The sequence below is a fragment of the Vibrio viridaestus genome, from assembly GCF_003856525.1.
Taxonomy (GTDB): domain Bacteria; phylum Pseudomonadota; class Gammaproteobacteria; order Enterobacterales; family Vibrionaceae; genus Vibrio; species Vibrio viridaestus.
This window is the reverse complement of the sequence record NZ_RJVQ01000001.1, coordinates 312,838-338,501: the sequence shown is the minus strand read 5'-3', so window position 1 is coordinate 338,501 and position 25,664 is coordinate 312,838. Positions and strand designations below refer to the sequence as shown.

The 25,664-nt window shown below is 41.9% G+C and carries 21 protein-coding genes and 1 pseudogene; 9 read left to right on the top strand and 13 right to left on the bottom strand.

The window, feature by feature from the left end:
* Positions 1 to 309 precede the first annotated feature (309 nt).
* Positions 310 to 1,974 carry a putative transporter gene (locus tag EES38_RS01580; RefSeq protein ID WP_124935417.1) on the top strand — a complete coding sequence of 555 codons (1,665 nt, stop codon included), beginning with the start codon at positions 310 to 312 and terminating at the stop codon, positions 1,972 to 1,974.
* Positions 1,975 to 2,023: 49 nt separating this feature from the next.
* Here the strand turns inward: EES38_RS01580 and EES38_RS22685 are convergent, their stop codons facing one another.
* A complete protein-coding gene (locus EES38_RS22685; protein ID WP_369333373.1) occupies positions 2,024 to 2,215 on the bottom strand; it encodes a DeoR/GlpR family DNA-binding transcription regulator in 192 nt (63 codons plus the stop codon).
* Between the two features lie 21 nt (positions 2,216 to 2,236).
* Between EES38_RS22685 and EES38_RS01570 the strand changes: the two are divergent.
* A pseudogene (locus EES38_RS01570) lies at positions 2,237 to 2,554 on the top strand (GntT/GntP/DsdX family permease); the annotation flags it as partial.
* Between the two features lie 36 nt (positions 2,555 to 2,590).
* Here the strand turns inward: EES38_RS01570 and EES38_RS01565 are convergent.
* Complete coding sequence (locus EES38_RS01565) at positions 2,591 to 3,901, bottom strand: hypothetical protein (protein ID WP_124935416.1); 1,311 nt, start codon at positions 3,899 to 3,901, stop codon at positions 2,591 to 2,593.
* A 313-nt stretch (positions 3,902 to 4,214) separates the two neighbouring features.
* Between EES38_RS01565 and EES38_RS01560 the strand changes: the two genes are divergently transcribed.
* The 3 genes from EES38_RS01560 to EES38_RS01550 all read left to right on the top strand — a co-directional run bounded on the left by EES38_RS01560 (position 4,215) and on the right by EES38_RS01550 (position 9,354).
* A complete protein-coding gene (locus EES38_RS01560) occupies positions 4,215 to 5,990 on the top strand; it encodes a sensor domain-containing protein (protein WP_124935415.1) in 1,776 nt (591 codons plus the stop codon).
* Between the two features lie 89 nt (positions 5,991 to 6,079).
* Positions 6,080 to 8,455, top strand: coding sequence for a glycyl radical protein (locus EES38_RS01555; protein ID WP_124935414.1), 2,376 nt, complete (start codon positions 6,080 to 6,082; stop codon positions 8,453 to 8,455).
* Entirely contained in the window at positions 8,455 to 9,354 is a 900-nt protein-coding gene (locus EES38_RS01550) for a glycyl-radical enzyme activating protein (protein WP_124935413.1), read from the top strand. Before EES38_RS01555 ends, EES38_RS01550 begins: the two co-directional genes overlap by 1 nt.
* Here EES38_RS01550 and EES38_RS01545 read toward each other — a convergent pair.
* Entirely contained in the window at positions 9,351 to 9,896 is a 546-nt protein-coding gene (locus EES38_RS01545) for a helix-turn-helix domain-containing protein (RefSeq protein WP_124935412.1), read from the bottom strand. The two genes, EES38_RS01550 and EES38_RS01545, sit on opposite strands and share 4 nt — an antisense overlap.
* A 15-nt stretch (positions 9,897 to 9,911) precedes the next feature.
* Positions 9,912 to 11,060 (bottom strand): N-acetylglucosamine-6-phosphate deacetylase, encoded by a 1,149-nt coding sequence (nagA, locus tag EES38_RS01540; RefSeq protein WP_124935411.1) that lies wholly within the window; start codon positions 11,058 to 11,060, stop codon positions 9,912 to 9,914.
* Positions 11,061 to 11,501: 441 nt separating this feature from the next.
* Here nagA and EES38_RS01535 point away from each other — a divergent pair, with 441 nt between their 5' ends.
* The 3 genes from EES38_RS01535 (at position 11,502) to EES38_RS01525 (ending at position 14,627) form a co-directional block, all read left to right on the top strand.
* Positions 11,502 to 12,509 carry a tripartite tricarboxylate transporter substrate binding protein gene (locus tag EES38_RS01535; protein WP_124935410.1) on the top strand — a complete coding sequence of 336 codons (1,008 nt, stop codon included), beginning with the start codon at positions 11,502 to 11,504 and terminating at the stop codon, positions 12,507 to 12,509.
* 77 nt (positions 12,510 to 12,586) lie between these two features.
* Positions 12,587 to 13,081 carry a tripartite tricarboxylate transporter TctB family protein gene (locus EES38_RS01530; RefSeq protein WP_124935409.1) on the top strand — a complete coding sequence of 165 codons (495 nt, stop codon included), beginning with the start codon at positions 12,587 to 12,589 and terminating at the stop codon, positions 13,079 to 13,081.
* A 10-nt stretch (positions 13,082 to 13,091) separates the two neighbouring features.
* Positions 13,092 to 14,627 carry a tripartite tricarboxylate transporter permease gene (locus EES38_RS01525; RefSeq protein ID WP_124935408.1) on the top strand — a complete coding sequence of 512 codons (1,536 nt, stop codon included), beginning with the start codon at positions 13,092 to 13,094 and terminating at the stop codon, positions 14,625 to 14,627.
* A gap of 45 nt (positions 14,628 to 14,672) precedes the next feature.
* On the opposite strand, the gene glpD is transcribed toward EES38_RS01525, so the two are convergent.
* The 4 genes from glpD to EES38_RS01505 all read right to left on the bottom strand — a co-directional run bounded on the left by glpD (position 14,673) and on the right by EES38_RS01505 (position 18,718).
* Positions 14,673 to 16,217 (bottom strand): glycerol-3-phosphate dehydrogenase, encoded by a 1,545-nt coding sequence (gene glpD / locus EES38_RS01520; protein ID WP_124935407.1) that lies wholly within the window; start codon positions 16,215 to 16,217, stop codon positions 14,673 to 14,675.
* A 254-nt stretch (positions 16,218 to 16,471) separates the two neighbouring features.
* Entirely contained in the window at positions 16,472 to 17,260 is a 789-nt protein-coding gene (locus EES38_RS01515) for a DODA-type extradiol aromatic ring-opening family dioxygenase (protein ID WP_124935406.1), read from the bottom strand.
* The gene (locus EES38_RS01510; protein ID WP_124935405.1) at positions 17,257 to 18,207 is read right to left on the bottom strand and encodes a glutathione S-transferase family protein; all 951 of its coding nucleotides are present in this window, start codon (positions 18,205 to 18,207) and stop codon (positions 17,257 to 17,259) included. Before EES38_RS01510 ends, EES38_RS01515 begins: the two co-directional genes overlap by 4 nt.
* 34 nt (positions 18,208 to 18,241) lie before the next feature.
* Positions 18,242 to 18,718, bottom strand: a complete 477-nt coding sequence (locus tag EES38_RS01505; protein WP_124935404.1) for a DoxX family protein — start codon at positions 18,716 to 18,718, stop codon at positions 18,242 to 18,244.
* A 125-nt stretch (positions 18,719 to 18,843) separates the two neighbouring features.
* Between EES38_RS01505 and EES38_RS01500 the strand changes: the two genes are divergently transcribed.
* Positions 18,844 to 19,752 carry a LysR family transcriptional regulator gene (locus EES38_RS01500; protein ID WP_124935403.1) on the top strand — a complete coding sequence of 303 codons (909 nt, stop codon included), beginning with the start codon at positions 18,844 to 18,846 and terminating at the stop codon, positions 19,750 to 19,752.
* Between the two features lie 46 nt (positions 19,753 to 19,798).
* Here EES38_RS01500 and yjfF read toward each other — a convergent pair whose 3' ends face one another.
* The 5 genes from yjfF to grxB form a co-directional block, all read right to left on the bottom strand.
* A complete protein-coding gene (gene yjfF, locus EES38_RS01495) occupies positions 19,799 to 20,791 on the bottom strand; it encodes a galactofuranose ABC transporter, permease protein YjfF (protein WP_124935402.1) in 993 nt (330 codons plus the stop codon).
* Positions 20,784 to 21,809 (bottom strand): galactofuranose ABC transporter, ATP-binding protein YtfT, encoded by a 1,026-nt coding sequence (gene ytfT / locus EES38_RS01490; protein WP_124935401.1) that lies wholly within the window; start codon positions 21,807 to 21,809, stop codon positions 20,784 to 20,786. The genes yjfF and ytfT overlap by 8 nt, the downstream gene beginning before the upstream one ends.
* 9 nt (positions 21,810 to 21,818) lie before the next feature.
* On the bottom strand, positions 21,819 to 23,321 hold the full coding sequence (locus EES38_RS01485; RefSeq protein ID WP_124935400.1) for a sugar ABC transporter ATP-binding protein: 1,503 nt from the start codon (positions 23,319 to 23,321) through the stop codon (positions 21,819 to 21,821).
* Between the two features lie 89 nt (positions 23,322 to 23,410).
* Positions 23,411 to 24,370, bottom strand: coding sequence for a galactofuranose ABC transporter, galactofuranose-binding protein YtfQ (gene ytfQ, locus EES38_RS01480; protein ID WP_124935399.1), 960 nt, complete (start codon positions 24,368 to 24,370; stop codon positions 23,411 to 23,413).
* A 286-nt stretch (positions 24,371 to 24,656) separates the two neighbouring features.
* Positions 24,657 to 25,307: a glutaredoxin 2 gene (gene grxB, locus EES38_RS01475; protein ID WP_124935398.1), complete on the bottom strand. Its 651-nt coding sequence runs from the start codon at positions 25,305 to 25,307 to the stop codon at positions 24,657 to 24,659.
* Positions 25,308 to 25,664 lie beyond the last annotated feature (357 nt).

Here is a 25,664-nt window from a genome sequence, read left to right as displayed (position 1 = left end):
ATCACATAAATAGAAATATTTCACAGATCACACATTTTAAAGTTATGATTTTATTGATAATTAATGGTATTTCATTAATATTTTGTTACATTTAAATAATAAAATTGAGTGATGTATCTCATTTTTATTATTTTCTTATTTATATGGATTATTTCTCTGCATTTTTTAACCCTTATCAAGGATTAAAGACGAATAAAAACCTTAAATATACCTAGACAAAAACTTTAAACCTCAATTAATTACGCTTAGGAAACGTACAAATATGTATGAGGGATTCCCAATTTTAATCTTGATAACGGAAACACAATTATGAGTGAAATTGCACTTTCTATCCTGGTACTTGCCGTCGTTGCAGTTATCGGGTTGTGGTTAGGTGGCTTCAAAATAAAAGGTGTTGGTCTTGGGATTGGTGGTGTTTTATTTGGCGGTATAATAGTCGGGCATTTCACTAACCAATTTGGATGGCATCTTGATAACCACGCGCTCCACTTTATAAAAGAGTTCGGGCTAATTCTGTTTGTTTATACCATTGGTATACAAGTTGGTCCTGGTTTTTTTGCTTCTTTAAAAAGTAGTGGCCTGAGACTAAATGCTTTGGCGGCTGGAATCGTCATCTTAGGTGGTCTCGTTGCTGTTGCTTTACATTACATCTTTGATCTACCACTTGACGTATTTCTTGGTATCTACTCAGGAGCGGTAACGAATACACCTTCTCTGGCGGCAGGGCAGCAGATACTTCAAGAACTTGGCGAAGGTGTCGCAAGAACTGATATGCTAGGTCTTGGTTACGCAATGGCATACCCATTTGGTATTTTGGGTATTCTGCTTTCTATGTGGATCATCCGTATCGTCTTCGAAGTCAATATCGACAAAGAAGCTGATGATTACGATGGAAAAACAAACAGCTCTAAAAAAGATTTGCTGTCTGTTAATGTCATCATCGAAAATCCAAACATGGAAGGTATGCAATTCAAAGAGCTTGAAGGACTTATCGGACAAGAGATCGTCTGTTCACGTATGAAATGTGATGGCAAGCTAAATGTCCCTGGTCCCGAAACTGTTCTTCACGTCGGTGACTATCTGCATTTTGTGGGGGCAAATGCAGACATGTTACATAAAGCAGTTGTGATTGTCGGAAAAGAGGTCAAGGAATCACTTTCTACAAAAGGAACAGATTTCAAAAGCGATCGTATTGTTGTGACCAATGAAAAAGTGTTGGGTAAGCAGCTCGGCGATTTACATCTTAAACATGAACACAGTGTTGTTATATCACGTTTAAATCGTTCTGGTGTTGAGTTGGTCGCGAACCGACATTCCGTTCTGCAATTTGGTGACATCCTTTATATTGTTGGGCGCCGTGAAGACATTGAACATGTGGGTAACCTACTAGGTAATGCCGCGAGTAAATTACAACACGTTCAAATGCTACCTATTTTCATCGGTATTGGCTTAGGCGTGTTGCTTGGTTCTATTCCATTCCAACTACCTCATTTACCGGCGCCATTGAAATTAGGGTTGGCTGGTGGTCCATTGATCGTTGCGATTATCCTAGCAAGAATTGGTAGTATCGGCCGTCTGTATTGGTTCATGCCACCAAGTGCTAACTTAGCGTTACGTGAAATAGGTATCGTGTTATTCCTTGCTGTGGTGGGCATTAGCTCGGGCGGTAACTTCTTTACAACCATTGTGGAAGGCGAAGGGTTAACCTGGATGGGCTATGGTATCTTCATTACCTTAATACCGTTACTCGTCATTGGTTTCATTGCACGATTCATAATGAGGCTGAACTACTTATCGATTTGTGGTTTGATGGCTGGGTCCATGACCGATCCACCGGCGCTTGCATTTGCGAATGCAATCCATGCGACTAGTGGAGCGTCAGCTTTGGCCTATGCAACCGTTTATCCTCTTGTTATGTGTTTGAGGATACTCTCACCGCAAATTATCGCCGTTCTCTTGTGGGTTGCTGCATAAAGTAAGTTCTTAAATAAAAGTTAAAAACCCGGATTTCTCCGGGTTTTTTTTATGCTAGAAGGACTTCAATACCTTTTAGTTGCAGATCTTCAACCACTTGATAAGGTAGGCTATTGTCTGAGATAACATAGTCGAAAGACTCAATCGAAAGTGCATGAAAAGGTGCAATACGCCCATACTTGGATGCATCAGAAAGTAAATAGCTTTCACTCGCTGCACTGACTATCGCCTTTTTGACAATAATATAATTCTCTGGACTTCGTTAGACCCTGTATTTGTTGCGCTTTGTTGTGCTGTCGGTCCTGTGGGCTTTTCTCACTTAAATGACTCATACTTCCATATTATCAATAGAACATTGGGTATCTCTGAGTTACCTGATCAGTTAAAAATCTGGACGCTTAGCTCGACTATTGCCTGGGCAATCGGTTCAAGTATCGTTCTGCTACTCAATCTGATATTTGGTAAAGGTGGAACGATGATAGATCCACTGGTTCCTTTACTGGTTCTTGCAGCTATTGTTGTGTGGGTAAGGGCCAAGTCTCGGACGACCGAGGAGAAAGGTAGTCTAGCTCATCATTAACAACATAATAAAAACAGGGAGCAATGCTCCCTGTTTTTATAGATAGGGCAGGTGAGTGTTAAGACTGTATAGCCACAGAATAGCAAAGCAAAAGACAAACATAATCAGTGCATAACGCCAGTTTAGTCTCAACAGTGATTTTGCGTTGATATCGTATCGAGATTGGATGCTGAGTTGGACACCTGAAAATGGCGATATAGCAATCCCTAGAGACCAGCCCATAAGAAGTGTTAAACCCAGTAAATTGGGATCGCTAACGGAAGGGGCTAAAATGCCTCCCGCGAGTACGACGCTGGTCACCGGGTGCATTCCTGTTAATGCCAGAATAACGAGTATAACGAGGGTAATACTGGCTTCGAGAGGTCCGTAGTGAGGAGGAGCAATATGTAAATCTAATGCGGTCATTGTCGCTGCGAACCCTGCTGCGAGCAATGCTGCAGAGGCGAAAAGAACCACCTCATTACTTGAATTGACTACGCCTTTTTCGATATGAGTTTTAAATGAACTAACACCAGACCGGATACCCAGCTTGAAAATAAGCAAGCCAAATGTAAAAACAATACTGGTCAAAGAAACAAGAGTAAGAACACTGATCCTTGGCTCAATTTCGTGAATACCAATCACTATCAGCGCCAAAAAGCATGGCATCCACAAAGAATCCAGCGCCATTGGGTAGCCTTCTAGCTGCTTTGAATCTGGGGTACGCAAAATTTCCCAAGCACTAACCAGAATAGCAACAACACTCAGTGGAAGGCCGTAAATCACGAGTGTATTTAGTTGTGCTCCGGGGGCACTTATCAGAGTAAGGCCCATCGCAGCAAAAAATGGTGACCAGAATGCACAGATACAAAACGCTCTGAGGAGCAGGAGCGCTTGAAGATCAGATATCTTTTTTTGTGCAGCTAGCTTGTCTCCAACAATAATAACAGAAGACATATTCAGAACGGCACCAAACAAGTGAGCGCCAACTAACGTTCGGAATAAAGCTCTTCTACCTATAGGAAGATCTTTTGTCTTGTTGGTTAAATTGGTCGTACAGACTTTTAGAAATCCAACAGCGATAAGCATGGTTACAACTTTCTGGTTTGCTTCCAATGCACGAGTCAGATCTGGCCAGTGTCCGCTGTAGATAAGACTAAATAAGATACCAGCACTGCCAGCGAGAAGAAGGATCGCAATTTGCTTTTGTTGGTTTGGCTTAATTCTGGGGAGCAGAATAAAAGCACATATCCAAATTGGAATTCCAGCGGTAAAACTAGGGATTGAGGGTACGAAAGATGAGACGAGTGAAATCAACAGGCTAATAAATAATAACCAACCGACCAGTTTATCTAATTTAAATTCCATTTAAGACGATAACATCCATGAGAAAAAGCTGCCAAAAAAACATGTTACCAAAGCCACCGTAAAACAAAATTATTTTTTAAATGGATACTTCTCTATCTGTATGTGCACAGTATATTTTTATCCATCAATACAAATTAAGTGCTCGAATAGCAGGGCTGAATTAATTTTGATACATGAATAGATAATACCTTGATAGTAATCAAGAATATAATCTCAACTATGAATCAGAATAGAGAATTGATGAATAAATAGGCGGTTATTCGCGTTTTTATTTTTGTTTTGGTCGTGTTTACACCAATTGGAAAAGTAATTGATGAAAAGGGTATACCCGAAACGCTTCAACCAGGATTCGATGTCTTTATTGCCAGCAGAGGTTAATAAGTTCGATATAGCTAATTGCTGCCTCGACATTTCAGACGAAAACCTATTTTATTCTATTATTGAAAACAGCAGTAACATTATTGTTTTAACGGATAGTGAACGTAATATTATCTATGTAAATCATAAATTTGAAGAGGTAAGTGGCTATTCGAAGGAACAAGTTGTCGGGAAGAACCCAAGGTTTCTAAAGTCGAATAAAACGCCTGCAGCAACTTACGATTCGTTATCGAAAGCGTTAGCGGAAGGTAAATCTTGGAAGGGAGATTTTACCAATAAACATCCTTCAGGGAGAGAATACATTGAAGAGGCATTGATAACGCCTTTAAAAGATATCTACGGTGACATTAAATTTTACTTAGCCGAAAAAACGAATGTCACTGAGTTAAGACGAGCCCAGAAAGAAATATGGAATCTTGCTTACCTCGATCAATTAACTTCTTTACCGAATAGAGAACAATTTCTTGAGCAATTAAAAACACGGATTATTCAAAACAAACCAAGTTGTCGTTGTTTTTCTTTGCTATTTATAGATCTTCGCCGTTTCAAAGAGCTCAATGATGTGCATGGGCATACATACGGTGACATTGTTCTTAAAATTGTCGCGCGACGATTTCAAGCGGAAACGGGCGCTAATGATTTTCTCGCACGCGTAGGTGGCGATGAATTTGCCGTATTACATTCAATAACCGATCCCGATTCCACAGAACAAACAGCAATGAGGATTACTCAATCGTTAGACAGTAGTATTTCGGTTGATGGTCAAGAACACTATCTTGGAATAACCATTGGCAGCGCGCAATGGCCAAAGGATGGAGATAATGCGAAACCTTTGCTTATTGCTGCTGACGTGGCAATGAATCAGGCTAAAGCCCAACACATCAACTATTGCGCATATGATGTTGATATTGGGAATACACTAAGCCAACAGGCTAAGATGGGACATGCGTTGGAAAGGGCGGTCAGTCTAAATGAGTTAACTTTTGTTTATCAGCCTAAGGTTGAGTTAAGTACGGGTTCTATTGTAGGGGCTGAGGCGCTTTTACGTTGGAACAACCATCAGTTCAATCATATTGGTCCCGATGTATTTATCCCGTTAGCTGAGTCTCGTAATCTGTTAAATGAAATTGGTGACTGGGTAATCGAAGAATCCTGTCGAACACTCAAAAAGTGGCAAGGAGAAACAGCATTCACCTACCCATTGTCAATTAATGTATCAGTGCAGCAACTAGATAATCCCAATTTTTATCAAAAGCTGATGTTAGCCGTCAGCAACTATGGTTTAACGCCCGATCAAATCGATCTTGAAGTGACTGAATCGGTTATGATTCGTGATTCTGGCCGGGTCATTTCCTTACTTGAAAAACTATCGGACGTTGGTTTCTCAATCTCTATTGATGATTTTGGTAAAGGGTATTCATCACTTTCTTACTTAAAGCACTTGCCAGTCAATCATCTCAAAATTGATCGGTCTTTTATTTGTCGTCTGGAATATGAGAAAGACGATCGGTCTATCGTCAAGTTCATGGTCGATTTAGCGCACAACTTAGGCTTAAAAGTGATTGCAGAGGGGATTGAAACCTTTGCTCAACATCAATATTTGTCTTCTATTGGATGTGATTACGGACAGGGCTATTACTACTCCACTCCCGTTAATTTTCTGCAGATAACAGAGCTATTTCTTTCTGGTGAATCCCTTCTGAATAACTAATTTAGATTTGTTTTAGAGCAAGTTTTTATCGGCATTGACAGAGTAAACTCTCTTTTATTGTGCGCTATAACATACAAGGATGTGCCTTTATGCCTCTTTCAGCAAGAATCGAACGTTTACGTCAGAACTATATACATTCCAAGCCCTCTATCTGTTGTGAAAGAGCTCGGATATATACCGAGTCTCACAAACGTACGGAAGGGCAGCCCGTCATATTGCGCAGAGCTCAAGCGTTCTATGATTTTTGCCATGAGTTTGGTGTTGAGATATTTGACGATGAGTTGATTGTAGGTACTGCGGGAAAATATCGACGCTCGGCTATATTAACGCCCGAGTTTTCATGGCAATGGGTCGAAAAGGAGATGGATACCTTTTCATCGCGCGCTCAAGATCCTTATGAAATGACCGATGAACAGCGTCAATTTGTGCGCAAAGAAATTTTCCCGTATTGGCATGGTAAGTCACTTGAAGAGCATTTTCTTGCGACTCTTCCTATGCAAACAGCCAAGATAACAGTCGATACGGGAGTTGTTGATAACGATTCTAAGTGGCGTCAGGCGGTAGGGGAAATTACACCCGATTACCAAGATGTTCTGTTTAAATACGGATACGGTGGACTGCTTCAAAGAGCAGAGTCAAAACTTGTTACACTGGATTACTCATCGTTAAGAAATATCGAACAGACTCATTTTTATCAATCGCAAGTGCTTATCTGTAAGGGCATTATTCAATTAGCGAACCGCTATGCAGAAAAGGCGATTAGTCTCGCATCGACAGAACCTGACTCGAACAGAAAGGCAGAATTAACCCGGATGGCTGAAGTTTGTTCACGAGTACCCGAGCATCCACCACAAACGTTTCACGAAGCTTGCCAGTTCATTTGGTTTGTGCAGTTGGGGGGGATTATCTCTGAAAACCCTTTGGCGCTAAATCCCGGACGATTTGATCAGTATATGTATCCATATTTCTTGGCGGATATGAAAAAAGATCAACACTCTGAAAGCAGTATAAAGGAGTTGATTCAGGCGTTATGGCTCAAATACTCAGAATGGGTTTGGACGATTTCTGAAAACACCGCAGGCTATTTCGCTGGCTACAATCAATTTCAGAATCTGACGGTTGGAGGCCGAACCCGAGATGGAGCAGATGCTACTAACGAGTTAACGTATCTGTGTCTTAAAGCAACGGAAGAAGTTAAATCACATCAGCCAGGGTTGAGTGTTCGGGTACACAGTGACTGTCCACCTGAGTTTATGAACGCAATTACTCATTTAGTGAGTACGGGCACCGGATTCCCTGCTATACACAATGACCAGGCTGGTTCACAGATGCTAATGCAGGCAGGATATGAACCAGAAGACGCCAGAGACTGGAATAACTGTGGTTGCGTTGTCCCTCATTTCAGAAAAACAGAACAGTGGACATCGGCGGTGAATGTGAATTTTGCTGCGGCAATGGAATATGCATTGAATGAAGGTCGTAGCCGGATCACTGGCGAGGTGATGGGGATAGAGACACCGCCTGTTTGGACACTGGAAAGTTACGAACAAGTTAAATCTGCAGTTTATGAACAAATGGCGTATTTAATTTATCATTCAGTCGTAGCGACGATTGTAGCTCAGAAGCTTCATACTGAGATTGTCCCGCGTCCATTCTTATCGTCAACGAATGAATTGTGTATTGAGAATGGCCGTGACCTGTCCAATGCCGGTGCGAAGTATCACGTTGGTCCTGTTTTAACAGGTATTGGGCTTGCCGTTGTGGCAAATTCACTAGCCGTCATAAAAAAATTGGTGTTTGAAGACAAGCAAACTACCTTGAAAGAACTCATGGTCGCTCTAAATGCTGATTGGAAAGGCTATGAGGCGTTGCGTTCGAAAGTTCGTGATGTACCCAAGTATGGTAATAATGATGATTACGTGGATTCGATAGCACGCGATATCGCTAATTTTTACTATAGGGAAACTCGGCGACATAAAGATATCTTTGGTGCGCCATTCAACTCTGCTTTCATGGGGATTTCTAACTATATTCCTACCGGTCGAGTCGTGGGTGCAACGCCTTGTGGCAGAAAATCGGGTCAACCAATTACCGAGGGGGTCTCACCCTACGCAGGAACAGACGTATCTAGCCCATTAGCAGCAATGAAATCCAGTGCAAAAATGAACCATGATGTTCATACCGGCGGTACGTTGTTGAATCTCCGGCTTAGTCCTGATCTCGTCTCTACAGCAAAAGGGAAAAGGGAACTTGGTAATATCATCCAAGCGTATTTTTCTCTGGGGGCATTTCATGTTCAGTTTAATACGCTATCAACTGAAATATTAAGAAAAGCGCAGCAACAACCTGATGAATATCGTGATTTACTCGTTAGGGTCGCCGGCTATAGTACGCAATTTATCAATCTCTCTCATGAAATGCAGGAAGCCATTATTGCCCGTACCGCTCATGGAGAGATGAATTAATGGTAAAGGAAGAAACGGCGGTTATTCTGCAAATGCAAAACTATTCTATCCATGATGGAGACGGTGTGAGAACCACCGTCTTTTTTGCAGGTTGCCGGCTACGTTGCCAGTGGTGTGCTAACCCAGAGAGTTGGACAGATAAACCTAAGCTTGCTTTCCACAAAAGTCGTTGTGTTGAATGTGGCCTTTGCCAGCTCGGATGTGATCGAAACTTGCAGCCGACCAACATTTCGAGCCTGTCGGGATGTGATGCTTGTGGAAATTGCGTGGATTCGTGTCCACATGATGCTTTAAGTCTTACCGGAACAGAATGCTCGGTTGAGGATGTTGTTCAACGCGCTACAGAACAAAGTGTGTTTTACCGCTTTAGTGGAGGCGGTGTTACGTTGTCGGGGGGAGAACCTTTTTTACAGCACCGCTTCTTAAATCACTTAGTACCAAGTCTCACACGTATCGGTATTTCTCTTTGGGCTGAGACGTGTGGTTACTTTGATATGGAAAAAGTACGCCATCTAATATCTGATTTTGAGCATATTTTTATTGATATAAAACACATGGATCCTGCGCATCATCATCGTCTAACAGGTAGAAATAACAGACGCATACTGAGGAACATTATTGAAATTCACAAATTAGGTATTCCTGTGACTGTTCGCGTTCCATTAATTCCTGGAGTCAATGACGATGAAGTGAACTTACGAGATACAGCACTATTTATGGCAAATAACTTAGCTGGAGCAGAAATCGAAATTCTTCCCTATCATTCTTTGGGGGAGGGGAAATACACAACATTGGGAATGAAAGACCAGTGCCACACTTTTACTCCACCGCTTCAAGATAGTGTAGAGCGGTCTTATCGCTATTTTACCGATTTAGGCATTCACCGCAGAACCGATTAGTTAGGGTAACTAATGATATTATGGAAGGTTACTATTGGCGTCAAAGCTCTATATTCATGCTGTTGATCTGCGTGAAATCGATGAGTATCACCCGGATTGAGCTCAATCCATTTATTATCAGCAAAAAGTTGTAGCTTGCCATTTTTGACCCAGATGGTTTCGACCACGCCATTAGAATGAGGGCTGGATGTTTGTCTGTGATGGTTAAATAGAGTGACTTCCAGCATTTCGAAACCAACGCTGGTGTCATATCGATTTAATGTTGTTATTTGCATGTCCGGATCATTAACAAAGTCATCGTGATTTAATATGGCCGACGTTTCTGTGGAAGATAAGAAAGCAGAGAATGATGTGCCCAAACCGCTGGATATTTGCCACAGTTTTGCGATTGTTGGACAAGACTCCATTCGCTCTATTTGTCCCAACATTGCTTTTGATACACCAGTCAACTTTGCTACGGCATCTAAACTAAGTTTTCTCTGTTTTCTGTAGCTTTTTAAATAGTCTGCGATTCTTGTTTTCAATATCTCTTCATGAGTCATGATGATTAATAATCCTTAAACAGCTGTGTCAGCCCAAACACCGTTGACCATCGTTCTTAAGACATTTAAATCTTTATCGAGGACAGTAAGATTCGCAATTTTATCTGGTGTGATAGAGCCCAGTTTATCCGAAGCTTTAATGGCTCGCGCTGGGTATAAGGTCGCCATTCTAATGGCCTCCTCCAGAGAGATATTGAGGTTGTCAATGAGCAGTTTTATGCCTTCTATCATTGTCAATGCAGAGCCTCCCAAGGTGCCATTTTTGTCAATACACTGGCCATTTTCAACAAATATTGTGGCTCCGCAAAACTCAAACTGGGTCATGCCCTTTGGCGGCATAGACCCTGCCGTCGCATCGGTAACCAGGTAAAGTTTGTTTCCTAAAATTTGTTTAGCAAGACGGATATTGGACCAGTGAACGTGGATACCATCTGCAATAATTCCACAATAACATTGATGATCGAGTAGAGCACCCACAACGCCGGGTTCTCTCGCATTTTGAATTGATGTCATCGCATTGAATAAGTGGGTCCCGCTTTGAATACCTGCTTTGATACCACTAGTTGCTTGAGCATATGTTGCTGCCGAGTGACCAATACTCACGACGATCCCGCTTTCAACTAAGCGCTGAATATGAACGTCACTATTTTTCTCTGGAGCCAGCGTAATTTGTCGTATCGCATGCCGATGTGCAATGAGCCAGTCAATGATTTGGTCTGTTGGTTGACGAATTTGCTGTTCTGGGTGAATTCCCCTTTTTACAGGATTAGTGAACGGGCCTTCTAAATGCATACCCAAGACTTGATGCTGGTGTTTTTGCATAAATTCGTCACAGGCTAATACGGCTTCCTGTATTTTTTGATCACTGTCGCTGATAAGTGTAGGTAGAAAACTGGTTGTTCCAGACTTAAGGTTGGTCGCCTGCATGTGATAAAGCGTGTCTAATGATGGTGAATCGTTAAACATCACTCCGCCACAACCATTGACCTGTAGGTCGATAAATCCCGGACTAAGGTAGGCGCCATCTAAGTCGATAATTTTAGTATCTAAAGGGATGTCTTTTGGTGAAATTAAGGACTGAATTTTGTCTTTTTCGATTAAAACTGCAATGTCTCTTAGTGAATCATAGCCAGTTAATATCTGACAATTTATTAAAGCGAGCACTGTTTTCTCCTTAATTCCCAACTGACTGCCTACTAGCCGGACGTGATCCCTTTATGATAAGGCTCTGATTTTGTATCGCAAAGAAAAATATCGGAAGTTTTACGATTCCATGCCTAATGGTTAGGTTGTTAGTTGAAAATAACTTATAACTTTTTTACGTTTTTCAGATGAGCTTAACAAGGATACCCTGCTTGTAGTCGATGCGGACGGCGGCCTAAATTTTGAATAATTGCATACAAAAAGAGCACAATGGACGAAATGTGATGAGTTTGTTTGTTTGTGTACTAGTACGATGGTACAATGAGCGAGAAAAAATCACGTAATTCGTTAATAAAGGTTGATCTAATTTGAATATTTATTATGTTTAACGGGTCTTGGGCTGCGGCGAAGGCAAGAGATCAAGTATAACAATAAAAATCATAAGAAAGACAGGACGAGAAGATGTATAAAAAAATATTAACCCGTACAGTTTTATTTACAGCTGCGGCATTAACGGCGGGTGTAAACGCGGCCGAATACCCAACAAAAAATGTTCAAGGCATCATCATGTGGGGTGCTGGCGGTTCTACTGACAGTGTTATGAGAACCGTGACGCCAGATGCAGAAAAAATTCTGGGTACTGACGTAATTTTGGTTAATCGCCCAGGAGGCGGTGGTGCTTTAGCAACAAAATTTGTGAATGCGAAAAAGGCGGATGGTTACACCGTTCTTATGGGGGCCGAAAATCCTCAGATTTATAAAGTGCTAGGGCTTTCGCAATTCGATTACAGTGATATGATCCCAGTCTCTTTATTGGCACAAGGCATTTCTGTTTTTGTCGCTCGTAACGAAGCACCATACAGTAACTTGAAAGAGTTTGTTGATTACGCGAAAGCGCATCCAAATGACGTTAAAGTGGGTTCTACAGGTCCTTCTGGTCTTCCTTCTATCTTGTTGTCCATTTTAAAAACAGATCAGCACTTTGATGTAACTTCAGTTCCTTATAATGGGGATGGTCCTGCTCTGACGGCGCTGTTAAGTGGTGCTGTTGATGTAATGCCTATTACTTATGGTGTCGCAAAAGAATATCTTCGCGCTGGTAAAATGAAAGTCATTGGTTTGATGGATAAAAAACCAAATGCACAACTGCCCGACGTGAAGCCCGTGACTGATTACTTCCCACATTTAGAAAGCAAACTGCCTTACAGCGCTTTCTTCGGTATCTTCGTTAAGAAAGGTACGCCACAGGAAGCCGTTGATAAATTGTCCAACGCTTTCAATACTGCTGCCGCTCAGGGTAATTTCAAGAAGTTAATTGAAGAAAAAGGTTATGAATACCTTGGTATGTCAGGACAAGATGCCGCGGATTATGTAGAGCGCTTCCGTAAAGTGGGCTCTTGGACTGTGTATGAAGCGGGTGCAGCAAAGTTCTCACCTGAGAAATTTAATATCGGGAAAATTGGTAACTAAACCAACTGCTTCTCGAGAAAAGGGGCTTTAAGCCCCTTTTAGTGTATTTGTATTATGGAAACTAAGGAAATGAGTATATGACCACAAAAACTAGTAGGGGGCCCGGAGAGCTAGTTTTTAACGGAATTTTGGTATTGGTAAGTATGTTTTTGGTTTACCAGTCATATCAGATTTCCGGCATTGGAAAATTAAGTTCACCGGGCTTTTTTCCCTTGGTCGCCTCTTTTGTCATGTTGCTGTCTTCTCTTTCGACGTTTTGGACAACATTACGTGTCAAAGCACCGTCACATTCTCTGGAATCCTTTTTTGAGCGAATTTTGCCTAAAAATATTCTGATCATGTTGGCAAGTGTGCTGTTTTTTGTTCTGTGCTTAGACACATTAGGTTTTATAAGCGCTGCGTTCTTGTTTTTATTTTTCACTTTCACGGTATTTTATCGTCGTGGATGGGTTATCTCTCTAGTTTTGTCAGTCATCACTCTGACTGTGGTATTTGTTATTTTTCGAATGGTCTTCTTAGTTGTTCTTCCTGAAGGGGAATGGTTAGGTTCACTCGGCATTCCAGGATTTTGAGGTATAAACAGTGGACATATTTAGTACATTTCTAACCAGTTGGACATCGATTGAACTGTTGTCTCTCACCGCTTTAGGTGCGTTTTTAGGTATCTATATTGGGGCGATTCCTGGCTTATCGGTGACGATGGCCGTATCAATTCTGATTTCGTTTACATTTTCATGGGATTTAAATAATGCACTGTGCCTAATGGTTGGTGTGTATATGGGGGGCGTTTATGGGGGTTCTCGTACCGCGATTCTACTTAACATCCCTGGTGCGCCATCCGCTATTGCAACCGCTCTTGATGGTTACCCTCTAGCTCAAAAAGGGGAAGCGGGAAATGCGATCGGTTTATCAACAGTCATGTCCGTGATTGGCGGTTTTGTTGGTATTATCGTGCTGTCTTTTGCGGCTCCGGCAATCAGCTCAATTGCGATTAAACTTCAGCCCAGAGACTATTTGATGATCGGCGTTTTAGGTTTAATGCTCATCAGCTCTATGTCTCAAGGTAACTTCTCCAAAGGATTATTTACCGGTGGTTTAGGTGTCGTAGTAGGAACGGTCGGACTTGATCCTATGACAGCAGAAGAACGTTTCACCTTTGGTATCGTGGAACTTTGGGATGGTATTAGCCCTGTGGCAGTAATGATAGGTATGTTTGGCCTGTCTGAAGTCTTGGTTCAATTGCACTTTATGGATAAGCCTGCGGTTAAGCAAAAACTGACCAAAATCGTTCCTAATTGGATGGACGTAAGAAAATACTTACCTCTCAGTCTGAAATCTTCATTGCTTGGTGTTATCGTGGGTGCTCTTCCTGGGACAGGCGGCGATATCGCTTCGTTAATGGCGTACGATTATGCCAAGCGATCAACCAAGAATCCTAAAGTACCGTTTGGTAAAGGTGCAAAAGAAGGCTTAATCGCGCCTGAATCAGCAAACAATGCTGCAGTTGGTGGGGCATACATTCCCATGTTAACACTGGGTATTCCTGGTGACGCTGTAACTGCAGTATTTATCGGAGCCCTGTTTATCCACGGTTTGAATCCTGGACCACTATTGATGACTGATAATCCAGACATCTTTTGGTTTACCGTGGGGAATCTGGCGCTCGCTAATATTTTTGTTCTTATCTTCGGATTAACCGGCGTACGTGTATTCAGTAAATTGGTGACTTGCCCTAAAGGTATCTTAATTCCATTGATACTCATTTTATCTGTTGTTGGAGCATACGCGATCAACAATTCTATTGCAGATGTATGGTGGATGTTGTCATTTGGGGTCATTGGTTATTTTATGCGAATGTACCGTTATCCGGTAGCTCCCGTTATTCTTGGCGTGATATTAAGTGATCTTATGGATCAAAACTGGCGTCGAGCGATGTTGATTGAGCAAGATAATGTAATGGGTCTACTGCACAGCATTGTTACTAATCCTATTTCAGTGTGCTTGTTTGGGTTGATCGTCTTTATTTTATTAACACAAACTCACGTGTGGGCTAGTTTTAAAAAAAAATTAAACGCCAATCGTAATGCGGATCAACCAAAAGAACAGTTAGAAGATTAATAGAAAAGGCCCTGAACTGTCAGGGCCTTTTTTGTGGGGGGGGTTTTAGTGATTCACTACGCTCAAATTGACGGTTCTATTTGTTTGGGTCTTTTGTTCAATATATGACGCTATGGACTGTTGCTCTTCTTCGTTTAAATAGAGTCCAAGTTTCGTTCTTCTCCAGAGAAAATCTTCTCCATTTTTAACGAACTCGTTTTGGATCATATAGTCTATCTCCACTTGGTAGACGTCGTTTGCAAATCGAATTCCCATGTCGTTTTCATCGTTGACGCTTTCAAGCAGGCTATGTGTATTCATACCGAACTGAGTCACAAATCGGTGTGCGAGCTTTTCACTCAACCAAGAGTACTTTTGCTGAATCTGTATCGCTAATACATCTCGACTGCAGCTGAAGTTGCCACCCGGAAGCGTTGCATTTGTTGTCCAAGGTACTCCCATGTTGGGGAATATAGGTTGCAGTTTTTTCATCGCTGATTCGGCAAGCTTTCTATATGTGGTGAGCTTACCGCCAAAGACAGATAATATTGGCGCCTGACCATCTTTGGTTAGTTCTAGCGTATAGTCACGAGTTATTGCTTGTGGAGAGTCAGACTCGTCATCACAAAGTGGACGAACACCGCTGTAGCTCCAGACGATATCTTCACGACCAATTTGATTCACGAAGTGTTGATTCACGATATCGAGTAAGTAGTCTGTTTCTTCTGGCGATATTTCGACGTTTCTTGGATCGCCTTTGTACTCCATATCGGTGGTACCAATAATCGAGAAATCATTTAAATACGGGATGACGAACACAATACGCCCATCTTTGTTTTGCAGAATATAAGCTTTATTTTCATTGTGTATTTTGGGGACAACCAGATGAGAACCTTTAATCAGGCGAATATTACGTGGGGAATCCGCATGTAATCCATCGTCAAACACCTGTTTAACCCAGGGGCCAGCAGCGTTAACCAACGCCTTCGCTTTTCGTTCGAAACGCAGGTTATTCGTTTGATCGTAGATAGTGACTGTCCAAATCCCATTGTGTTGGACGGCTGATTCAACTTTGCAGTAGTTTTTTACTTCTGCACCATTACTTTGTGCTGCAAGTATATTGAGCAGAACCATTCGAGCATCATCAACCCAACAGTCTGAGTACTCAAAACCCACCTTGATTTCGTCTTTTAAGAGACCAGATTTAGCTAGATTAACTTTGTGGCTAGCGGCAAGAGTGGTTCTTTTACCTAGGTGATCGTACAAGAATAGGCCACAGCGGATCATCCATGCAGGTCTTAAAAATGGTCGGTGCGGTAAACGAAAGCGCATAGGAATTGCGATATGGGGGGCTTTTCGTAACAACACTTCCCGTTCTGCGAGTGCTTCAGAGACCAAACGAAACTCGTAATGTTCTAAATAGCGTAAACCACCATGAATCAGCTTTGAACTGGCGGATGAAGTTGCACTGGCAAAATCAGAAGCTTCATATAATCCCACCGATAGTCCACGACCTGTGGCATCTGCCGCTATACCAGCACCATTAATGCCACCGCCAATAACTACTAGATCCAGTAATTGATCATTATTCTGTTGAGCTTTTTTCTGCATTTGATAAACCTTGTCATTTCACTGGTCGAACGAATGAATTAATAGTAGTTAAATTTTCGTTTTATTGTCAAATATAATGTTCGAAATTGTTCGTTCGCTCATTGCTGTTGTTTGGAAATAGCGAATATGGCGATAGTAATAGAGTTTTATGACCGTAAGATGGTACGAGTGAGTAGATAGAGGCATTATAAAAAATGCCGATCTCAATGAGATCGGCATAACATGTTCGAGTGAGCAGAGGCGAAAAACACGCGTTAATTGAAGCGATACGCATCGAGAGCGAGTATTTCGTATTCTGAATCCTTGTGGATTCTTTTACCCGGAGTGGCGTTACTTGCACCCCAAGCCGCCATTAGTGGTAAAAAGTGTTCTTGGCTTGGATGATTAAAGAAAACATGCGGTGCCTGTTCCATATAGTTGAACAGAGATGACTGATCATTTTGTTCAAGCTTTTCTTTAATCCAACCAGTAAATTCTTCGACTTTACCGACTCTGTTCTTGTCTGGAACCGGATTAAACACTTCACGAAGGTTATGGCTGACACCTCCGGAACCAATGATGAGAATATTTTCGTCTCTAAAATCGGCCAGCATCTCTCCATAGCGATAATTTACTTCTGCACCTAATAAGCTATTTATTGATACTTGAACCACTGGAATATCGGCATTTGGATACATCAAACTCAAAGGAATCCATACACCGTGGTCCCAACCTTGCTCATCTGACATCATTGGTTTGAGTCCATGAGCTTCAAATTTTTGAGCAATTCGCTTGGCTAATTCTGGATCGCCCGGAGCAGAGTACTCCATGTCATAAAGTTCTTGAGGAAAGCCATAAAAATCATGAATTGTTTTTGGCGCAGAACCGCTTGTTATGACAATGCCTTTTCTCAAATCAAAGTGGGCAGAAAACACAATAATGGCTTTCGGTTTTTCAATTGTATTCGCGAGATCTTTGATGAAATGAGACGTCGCACTGTTTTCTACAGCCATCATTGGAGAGCCGTGAGAAATAAAGAATGTGGGCTGTTTTACCGTACTCATAACGTAGTCTCCGGTCCAACAGGAACGATCCCTGTTGGATTTAATGACTTAATCGAATAATAACCTTGTTTAATGTGGTCAATATTGACCGTTTCTTTAATGCCTTCTATTTCAAATATACGTTGCATGTATTTTGATAAGTGTGGCATTTGTGCAACCAAGTTTCGGTTACATTTGAACAAACCGTAGTACGCAACATCAAAGCGAACGAGTGTCACAAACGTTCTTACATCCGTTTCTGTAAGTGCATTTCCAAATAAATATTGTCTGCCATCAGATAATTGATTCTCTAGTTTATCCATTGTTCTGAAGACATTTTGATAAGCTTCTTCGTAGGCAAATTGAGTGGTAGCAAAGCCCGCTTTGTAGACGCCGTTGTTGAAGTTGTTGTAGATGTCTTCATTCCAAGCATCGATATCGCTTAACAATTCTTCTGGTCGTAAATTGAGTGTTGAGCCAGTCAGGTGGTCAAATGCATTGTTGAGCATTTTTACAATATCCGCTGATTCATTACTGACAACAACACCTTGTTTTTTGTCCCATAGGACTGGTACGGTTGCTCGACCTGTAAAGTTTGAGTCTGCGTGACTGTACAATTGGTGCATATAAGCAAAGCCATTTAATGTATCTTCATCGGCACCAGGGTAGCCACCAAATTGCCATCCCTGGTCACTTAGTTTCGGATTCACAACAGTCACCGTAATGTAATCCGTTAGACCTTTTAGGGCTCTTGCCATTAATGTTCTCGAGGCCCAAGGACAGATAAAAGCGACATAGAGATGATAACGATCTTTTTCCGCTTTGAATCCGCCAACCCCTGTTGGTCCTGCAGAACCATCTGCAGTTATCCAGTTACGAAAGCTTGAAGTCTGTCTGACGAAGCGGCCTTTTTCATCTTTGTCTTGCACTGGTTGCCAATCTTCTGTCCATACACCATTTACTAACATCGCTATCTTCCTCCTATGCCTGATTTCTTGTTAATTACGCTCTAGCTAATTTTGCACTATGTTGATTTTGCGCGATTCTGTTCAACAGCCAGCTATCAACAGAGTAACGACCAGCACCTTGGATAAAGAGTGTTACAGTAACTGCAAACAGTGCTAGGGCATATTCAAAGCCATCGTTTGCTAGGAACAATCCGTTCGGAAAGTGGTGTGTAAACGCCATTAGCATGGTAAAGGCGGTAACGAGTGCCGCAGGTCTGGTTAATAGTCCCAGAACAAGAGCTAGTCCACCGAAGAATTCTGCGCTACCAGCGAGCAACGCCATAACGAAGCCTGGGTGGAAACCAATACTATCCATCCATTGTCCTGTGCCAGTCAGACCATATCCGCCAAACCATGCGAACAGTTTTTGTGAACCATGGGCTGCTAGTGTAAGTCCAACGGGGACACGCAGAACAAGTGAAGATACCCCTAATTTTGAATCGAGAAGTTTAGTTGCTATTGAAGTTGCCATCGTATTTATCCTTGTAAAGTAGTGTGGTTTTCGTTTTGTTGAGTTAACTATATTACTAGTAATGTGTTTGATAAATGGCGCTTGCGTGTAATAATTATCAATGATGTGTTGATAATGGATGGGTTATGGACAAATTAGATACAATGCGCGCGTTTACGGTCGTTGTGCAGGAAAATTCGTTTTCTAAAGCGGCTGATAAACTTGAGATATCGCCACAACTGGTCAGTAAATACGTATCGAGTCTCGAAGAATCTTTGGAGACTCGTTTGTTGAATAGAACAACTCGCAAGATTAGTGTTACGGAAGCCGGGCGGGCATATTACGAACGCTGTATGCAGGTTCTCATCGATATTGAAGAGATGGAAAACTCGCTCGCGAATCTGCATCAAAATATCTCAGGGCGTCTTTCTGTAAGTGCACCCATGTCATTTGGTATTAAACACTTGCCCAATTTACTGGCTGCTTTTAAAGAGAAATATCCCGATGTTACTGTAGATATTAATCTAACTGATAAAAAGATAGATTTGGTTGAAGAGGGGGTTGATGTTGCATTGAGGATTGGTAAATTGACCAGTTCTTCTCTTATCGCAAAAAAGATAACCGATATCCACATTTGCGTTTGTGCTTCACCTGATTATCTACAGAAGTTTGGCGAGCCTAAAGTTCCAAGTGAATTGGAGCAGCATCGTTACCTAAAATACAGCTATGCAGATTCATCCGTATTTCTATCTGGGCTAGCGAATCGTAAAGATACGCTCAATCTAAAAAGTCATCTGACATCTAATAATGGGGACATTCTTGTCGCAGCCGCAATTGCGGGCGAAGGGATTGCCATTCAGCCGACATTCATCGCGGGCGAAGCGTTAGCGAATGGAAAACTTAAACGAATTCTTACTGATTATGAACCTGAGCCACTAGGATTGTATGCTGTCTATGTAAACCGTAAATTTCTCGCGGGTAAAGTGCGCAGCTTTATCGACTTTGTAAATGACTTCTATGAAGACGTACCTTATTGGGATGTCGGAGTATTGTAGATCAGCCAGTCATCCACTCAGGCAAGAGTGGATGACAGTTTATGCGTCAACTGGTTAGATGGGCTTTTTGTGTGACGACCACTTTTCTGTTTTGCGAGAAAACTGTCAGTAATCTTTGTAAACCGATAAAGCTGAATAACAGAATACCGATGATAATTTTCGTCCACCACGAACTGAGAGTTCCATCGAAGGTAATATACGTTTGAATGACGCCTTGGATCAATACACCAAACAGACTACCAAATACGGTTCCAACCCCTCCAGACAGTAATGTTCCACCAATAACCACAGCTGCTATGGCATCCAATTCGACACCTACAGCCGCGAGTGGATAGCCAGCAGAGGTGTAGATTGCGAATACGATACCTGCGATGGTCGCGAGTAAGCTTGAAAGTAAATAGATTCCAATTGTGGTCTGCTTTACGGGAACACCCATGAGTTCGGCAGATTGAATGTTTCCGCCTACTGCGTATACGTTATTGCCGAAACGAGTTCGGTGAGCAAGCACCATTCCAATCATGACAACACATAACATGATGATAGCAATCAGACTTAGCCGACCGCCACCTGTTAGTTTCCAGGATGCTCTGGAAAGTTCATAGAAAACAGGGTTATCAATGGGTAATGATTGCTCCGAAATGAGGAAGCTAGCACCGCGAAGAAAAAACATTCCCGCGAGCGTCACGATAAAGGCGGGAATTTTCAGCGTGTGAATAATCCACCCCATAAACGCTCCAAATGCGGCCCCAAAACAGAGTGATAGGATAATCGCTATATAGGGGGACACGTGATAGTCACCGATAAGTTTTGCCAGAAAAATACCGGTGAAGGCGATAACAGAGCCGACAGAGAGATCAATACCACCAGAGAGTATTACAAACGTCATTCCAACCGCGACTATTCCCAGAAATGCATTGTCTGTCAGTATGTTACAAATAACTCGTGTGGAAAAGAATGTTGGATATTCGACAGCACAGAACAGATAACTGGCGATGAATACCATCATAGTGATAAACAATGGAAGTTGACGTTTAATCATGATGGTTACCTCGTTTAAATTTCTGCAGTAAGGCGGGAGATTGCATGACCAGAACCGTTAAAACGACGACCGCTTTGACAATTTGATTCCACTGGGGCTGATAGCCTGATAAGAGGATACCAGTATTAACTCCCTGAATAATGAGCGTACCAATAATGGCCAAGAACAAGTTAAAACGTCCTCCCATTAATGATGTACCACCAATGACTACGGCTAGAATAGCGTCCATCTCCAACCATAAACCCGCATTATTCGCATCCGCACCTTTGATGTCTGCAGCAACGATGATGCCGGCAATAGCCGCCATTAGACCACTGATGACATAGGTACTGAGAACAATCACTGTTGTATTGACACCCGCATTTTTGGCTGCGCGGATATTGATACCGACTGACTCGATAAACAACCCTAACGCGGTTTTTTTCGTCAGTAACCAAATGAGAATGGCGGCAATAATAGTGATCACGACGGGCGTTGGTAGATATAAAAACGAACCACTGCCTATCCATGAAATGGCACTATTGCTGAAAGTAACAATTTGCCCTTCAGTAATAAGTTGGGCGACGCCACGACCCGCAACCATGAGGATGAGTGTCGCAACAAATGGTTGAATTTTTAATATGGCGACAAGGAAACCGTTCCACAATCCGCACAAGACGCCAGAGGCAACGGAAATGAGTAAAATCATCTCCAAAGAGTATTCACCACCGCGAACTAAGCTCGCCATGGTCGCCCCTGAGATAGCCATAACGGCACCAACAGAAAGGTCGATTCCTCCGGTAGCAATCACAAGAGTCATACCAATACTTAGAAGTGCGACGGGTGCACATCGGTTAAGGATGTCGATTAAGCTGCCAAATAGCCTGCCGTCTTGTAGTTCGATTGAGAAAAAATTATCTGCAACCATACTGTTCACGAGCAAAACGATAATTAAAGCGGCGATTTGTGGGGAACCTGTTGGGAATTTAACTTTACCCAAGGGACCCGGTGACTTTTTAGGAAGTATAGAGGTATTCATGTTTCCTCCTTAAACCGCGATAGCATTCATGATGGCTGGCACGGAAAGTTCTTGTGCTGAAAGCTCTGCTACCTGCTTTCTATCTTTAAGGACAATGACACGGTCTGCATAGCCAACAAGCTCTTCAAGTTCTGATGAAATAACAAGTAGCGCTAACCCATTGGCACATAACGTTTCTATTAGCCGAATAATTTCAGCATGCGCACCAACGTCGATTCCCCGAGTAGGCTCATCTAAAATAAGAAATTTTGGTTTGGTCAGAAGCCATCTGGCAAGAAGCACTTTTTGTTGGTTACCACCGGAAAGGAATCCAATTGGTTGTTCTATATTCGGGGTTTTGATTCCCAATTGTTTTACATAGCGTTCGCTCACCTCAGCTTGTTCTTTGCGCGACAGAGGTCGGTACCAACCTTTTTGAGCCTGTAATGCCAAGATAATATTTTCACGAACCGACGCGCTGGCAATGATCCCATCGGTTTTACGATCTTCAGGGCAAAAACCGAATCCCATCAGTGAAGCTTGTTGAGCTGAGCGGATTTTTATTGGTTTCTCATTGATTTCACAGCTTCCTGAATCGTTCGGCTGGATACCAAAGATGACTTGAGCCGTTTCGGTTCGACCTGAGCCGAGTAGACCGGCTAAGCCAATGATCTCTCCAGGATAGATATCCATGTCAAACGGTAAAATCGTTCCTTTCTTACCAAAATCTTTAAGTTTTACCAATGGATCAGTTGTTCTGCGAGTCTTACCTGCACGTTTTAATGCATTGTCTTCCAGTTCTCTTCCTAGCATCATTTTTACTAAGGTTAGCTGGCTGGTTTCGCTGGTAACGCAACTACCCACCAATTCACCATTACGAAGTACAGTGATTCGATCGGTAATTTCATAAACCTGATCTAAGAAGTGGGTGATGAAGATTAGGCTAATGCCCTGAGCCTTTAATTCGCGCATGATGCGAAAGAGAAGTTTAACCTCATTCGTATCAAGGCTGGCTGTGGGTTCGTCTAAGATTAGTACTTTTGCTGATAGCGAAACTGCACGAGCTATTGCAATAATTTGCTGCATTGCGACTGAGTATTGATTGAGCGGAAGAGAAACATCGATATCGAAGCCGAAAGAAGCCATGATCTTATTGGCTTCTATAGTCATTGCTTTTCGGTCTATAAAACCAAACTTTCTAATTTCCCGACCAATAAATAGATTATCAACAACGGACATATTGGGGAGTAAATTTACTTCTTGGTACACCGTACCAATACCTAGTGATTGAGCATGAGCCGTACTTTGGGGGGATACCTCTTTATCTTCTAGGTATATACGACCAGCATCTTTTTGATAAACACCGGTAAGTACTTTTACTAATGTTGATTTGCCCGCTCCATTTTCACCAAGCAATGCCATGATTTCACCTTTATTCAGTGAAAAATCCACATTACTTAACGCTCGAACACCAGGGAACACTTTATCGATACCTGTTGCCGATAGAATAGGACGTTTAGACAGGGTAGACATAAATCCTCCTAATTTACCCAAGTACTCCCCTGAACCATCGCTAATTCAGAGATGGTTCAGGGGGTTATTTCTTGTTGGGAAGAGAAGGTTTAATAACCCATGTCTTTTTTACGTTCTAGCTGTTCTTTTGCATTACTTGGAACAAATAAAAGTGACTCTGTTGTAATTTGTTTGGGAGGTTGAACCCCCTGACTTTTATAAGCGATTAAGGCATCTAATGCTGGACCTGCCATATTCGGTGTTAACTCAACTGACGCGTTTGCCTCTCCCGCCATCATGGCTTTGAAAATATCAGGGACACCATCAATAGAGATTATTTTTATATCTTTGCCTGGTTTTAGGCCCGCTTCTTTTATTGCCTGAATGGCGCCTATCGCCATATCGTCATTATGTGCATAGACTGCGCAGATACTTTTGCCGTTGTCTTCTGCTTTTATGAAGCTCTCCATGACTTCTTTACCTTTGCTTCGAGTAAAGTCTCCAGATTGAGTACGAATAATCTTCAGGTTGGGGTTTTTATTGACGACATTTAAGAATCCTTCCCGACGGTCAAGAGCAACACTAGCACCGACAGTGCCTTGTAGTTCAACCACATTACACGGTTTGCCAGCCTCTTCTTTAACTAACCAATTGGCTGCTACCTCACCTTCGTAGACATTGTTTGCTGTTACAGCGGTCATATAAAGTGATTTGTCTTTTACACTAATGTTTCTATCGAGTAGAAATACCGGGATATCAGCATCTTTGGCTTCTTCAAGAACTGGTCCCCACCCAGTTTGAACAACTGGTGCAATAAAAATAGCGTCAACACCTTGCGCTATAAATGAGCGGACTGCTTTAATCTGGTTCTCCTGCTTCTGTTGTGCATCAGAAATTTTGAGTTTCACGCCTCGTTTTTCCGCCTCTACTTTTGACACGCTGGTTTCAGCTGCACGCCAACCAGATTCTGAACCAATCTGAGAGAATCCAACAGTTAAAGAGCTTGCATAAATTGAAGTGGTAAGAAGGGTAGAGCTAATCGCCAAAGTCAGAGCTAATGGTTTAATCATAATGGTTACCTTTTGCCTCGTTCACGTTATTGGAATTCGTCATATTGCGATGACGTTATTTGTTGTAATTTTGTAAACAAAAGCATAAGGGCTTTTTGACAAAGGCTAAGAGACCAACTTCACACTCGATTCTTAGCAGCCTAATTATCCATAGCAATAGCTAAATTCGCCATAAATCAACAGTGTTTAATGAACAAAGGGTAAATAGTGGAATTGCGACCACCAAAACAAAAGGCTACCTAGAACAGGTAGCCTTAAGATTATTCTAAATTATTAATATTACAGACTATACTGCAACATCGTAATAGACGGGGATTTGAGTAAGGGCGGTGACTTCGTCTACGTATTGCTTAACTCGAGGTGGAAATTTAATTCCCTTGATCACTGTTAAGTTTCTTAGTGTAGGGTAGAAATTCACGTCATCGTAACTGAGTTGATTGCCATTTTCTGATGGCAACGTTAGAAAGTCGATTGACTCGAGAGCTTGATTCATTTTTGGCAAGAAGATGTCTGTTTTAGCAATAGCATCTTCAAAACTCATCGAAATCATGGCTGATTTATTTTTAGTAAACCACGCTTTGGCTTCTGCACTACCAAATTCAGGTAGCGTAATATGCATCCAACGAGGGTGAACTAGCGGCCCTTCTACACCGGCAACAGATTGATTCCAAGCTGATATTTCTGCCTGTTTTTGGCCTGGAAGAAGCGTGGGTTCACCATTAAATTCATCAAAATATTTAACGATGTCTAAACTTTCAGCCATGTAACTACCGTCAGGCTTCTGGACGATAGGAACCATATTTGCGCCAACTTTTTCAATACGAGCATCAACGTCATGATTCTGGATATACTCGAATTCTACATCGAGTTTCTTGAAATTCGCTGTCATCATCGCTTTGATGCAGAATGGGCAATGTTCAAAAACAAATAGTTTCATCTTTTCTCCTTGTTGATGAGGCGCTTTGATGTCACACAATAAAGCTTATATTGTGAATATTCTATTTCAAATCAATAAATATTGAAATTTTTATTCCTTTAAAGCGTGAATTTTAGTATAAATACTTTGCGATTTATGGGGACATGATTCCAATGACATCTGGTCACAAACTATAAATGGATTGCATAAGGTCTATTTTAGAAGGGATGAATACCCGTCGCACTCTGATTGACTGCTTAGCTGATATAGCTTGGTATTCGTTAGAGTGACACAGATGCCGAAAAATTTTGCAGCAACTGTGTCAGGGGTGTAGTACATCGTGCCCTCACGAATTCGAGGTTTTTAGAACTTAATCCG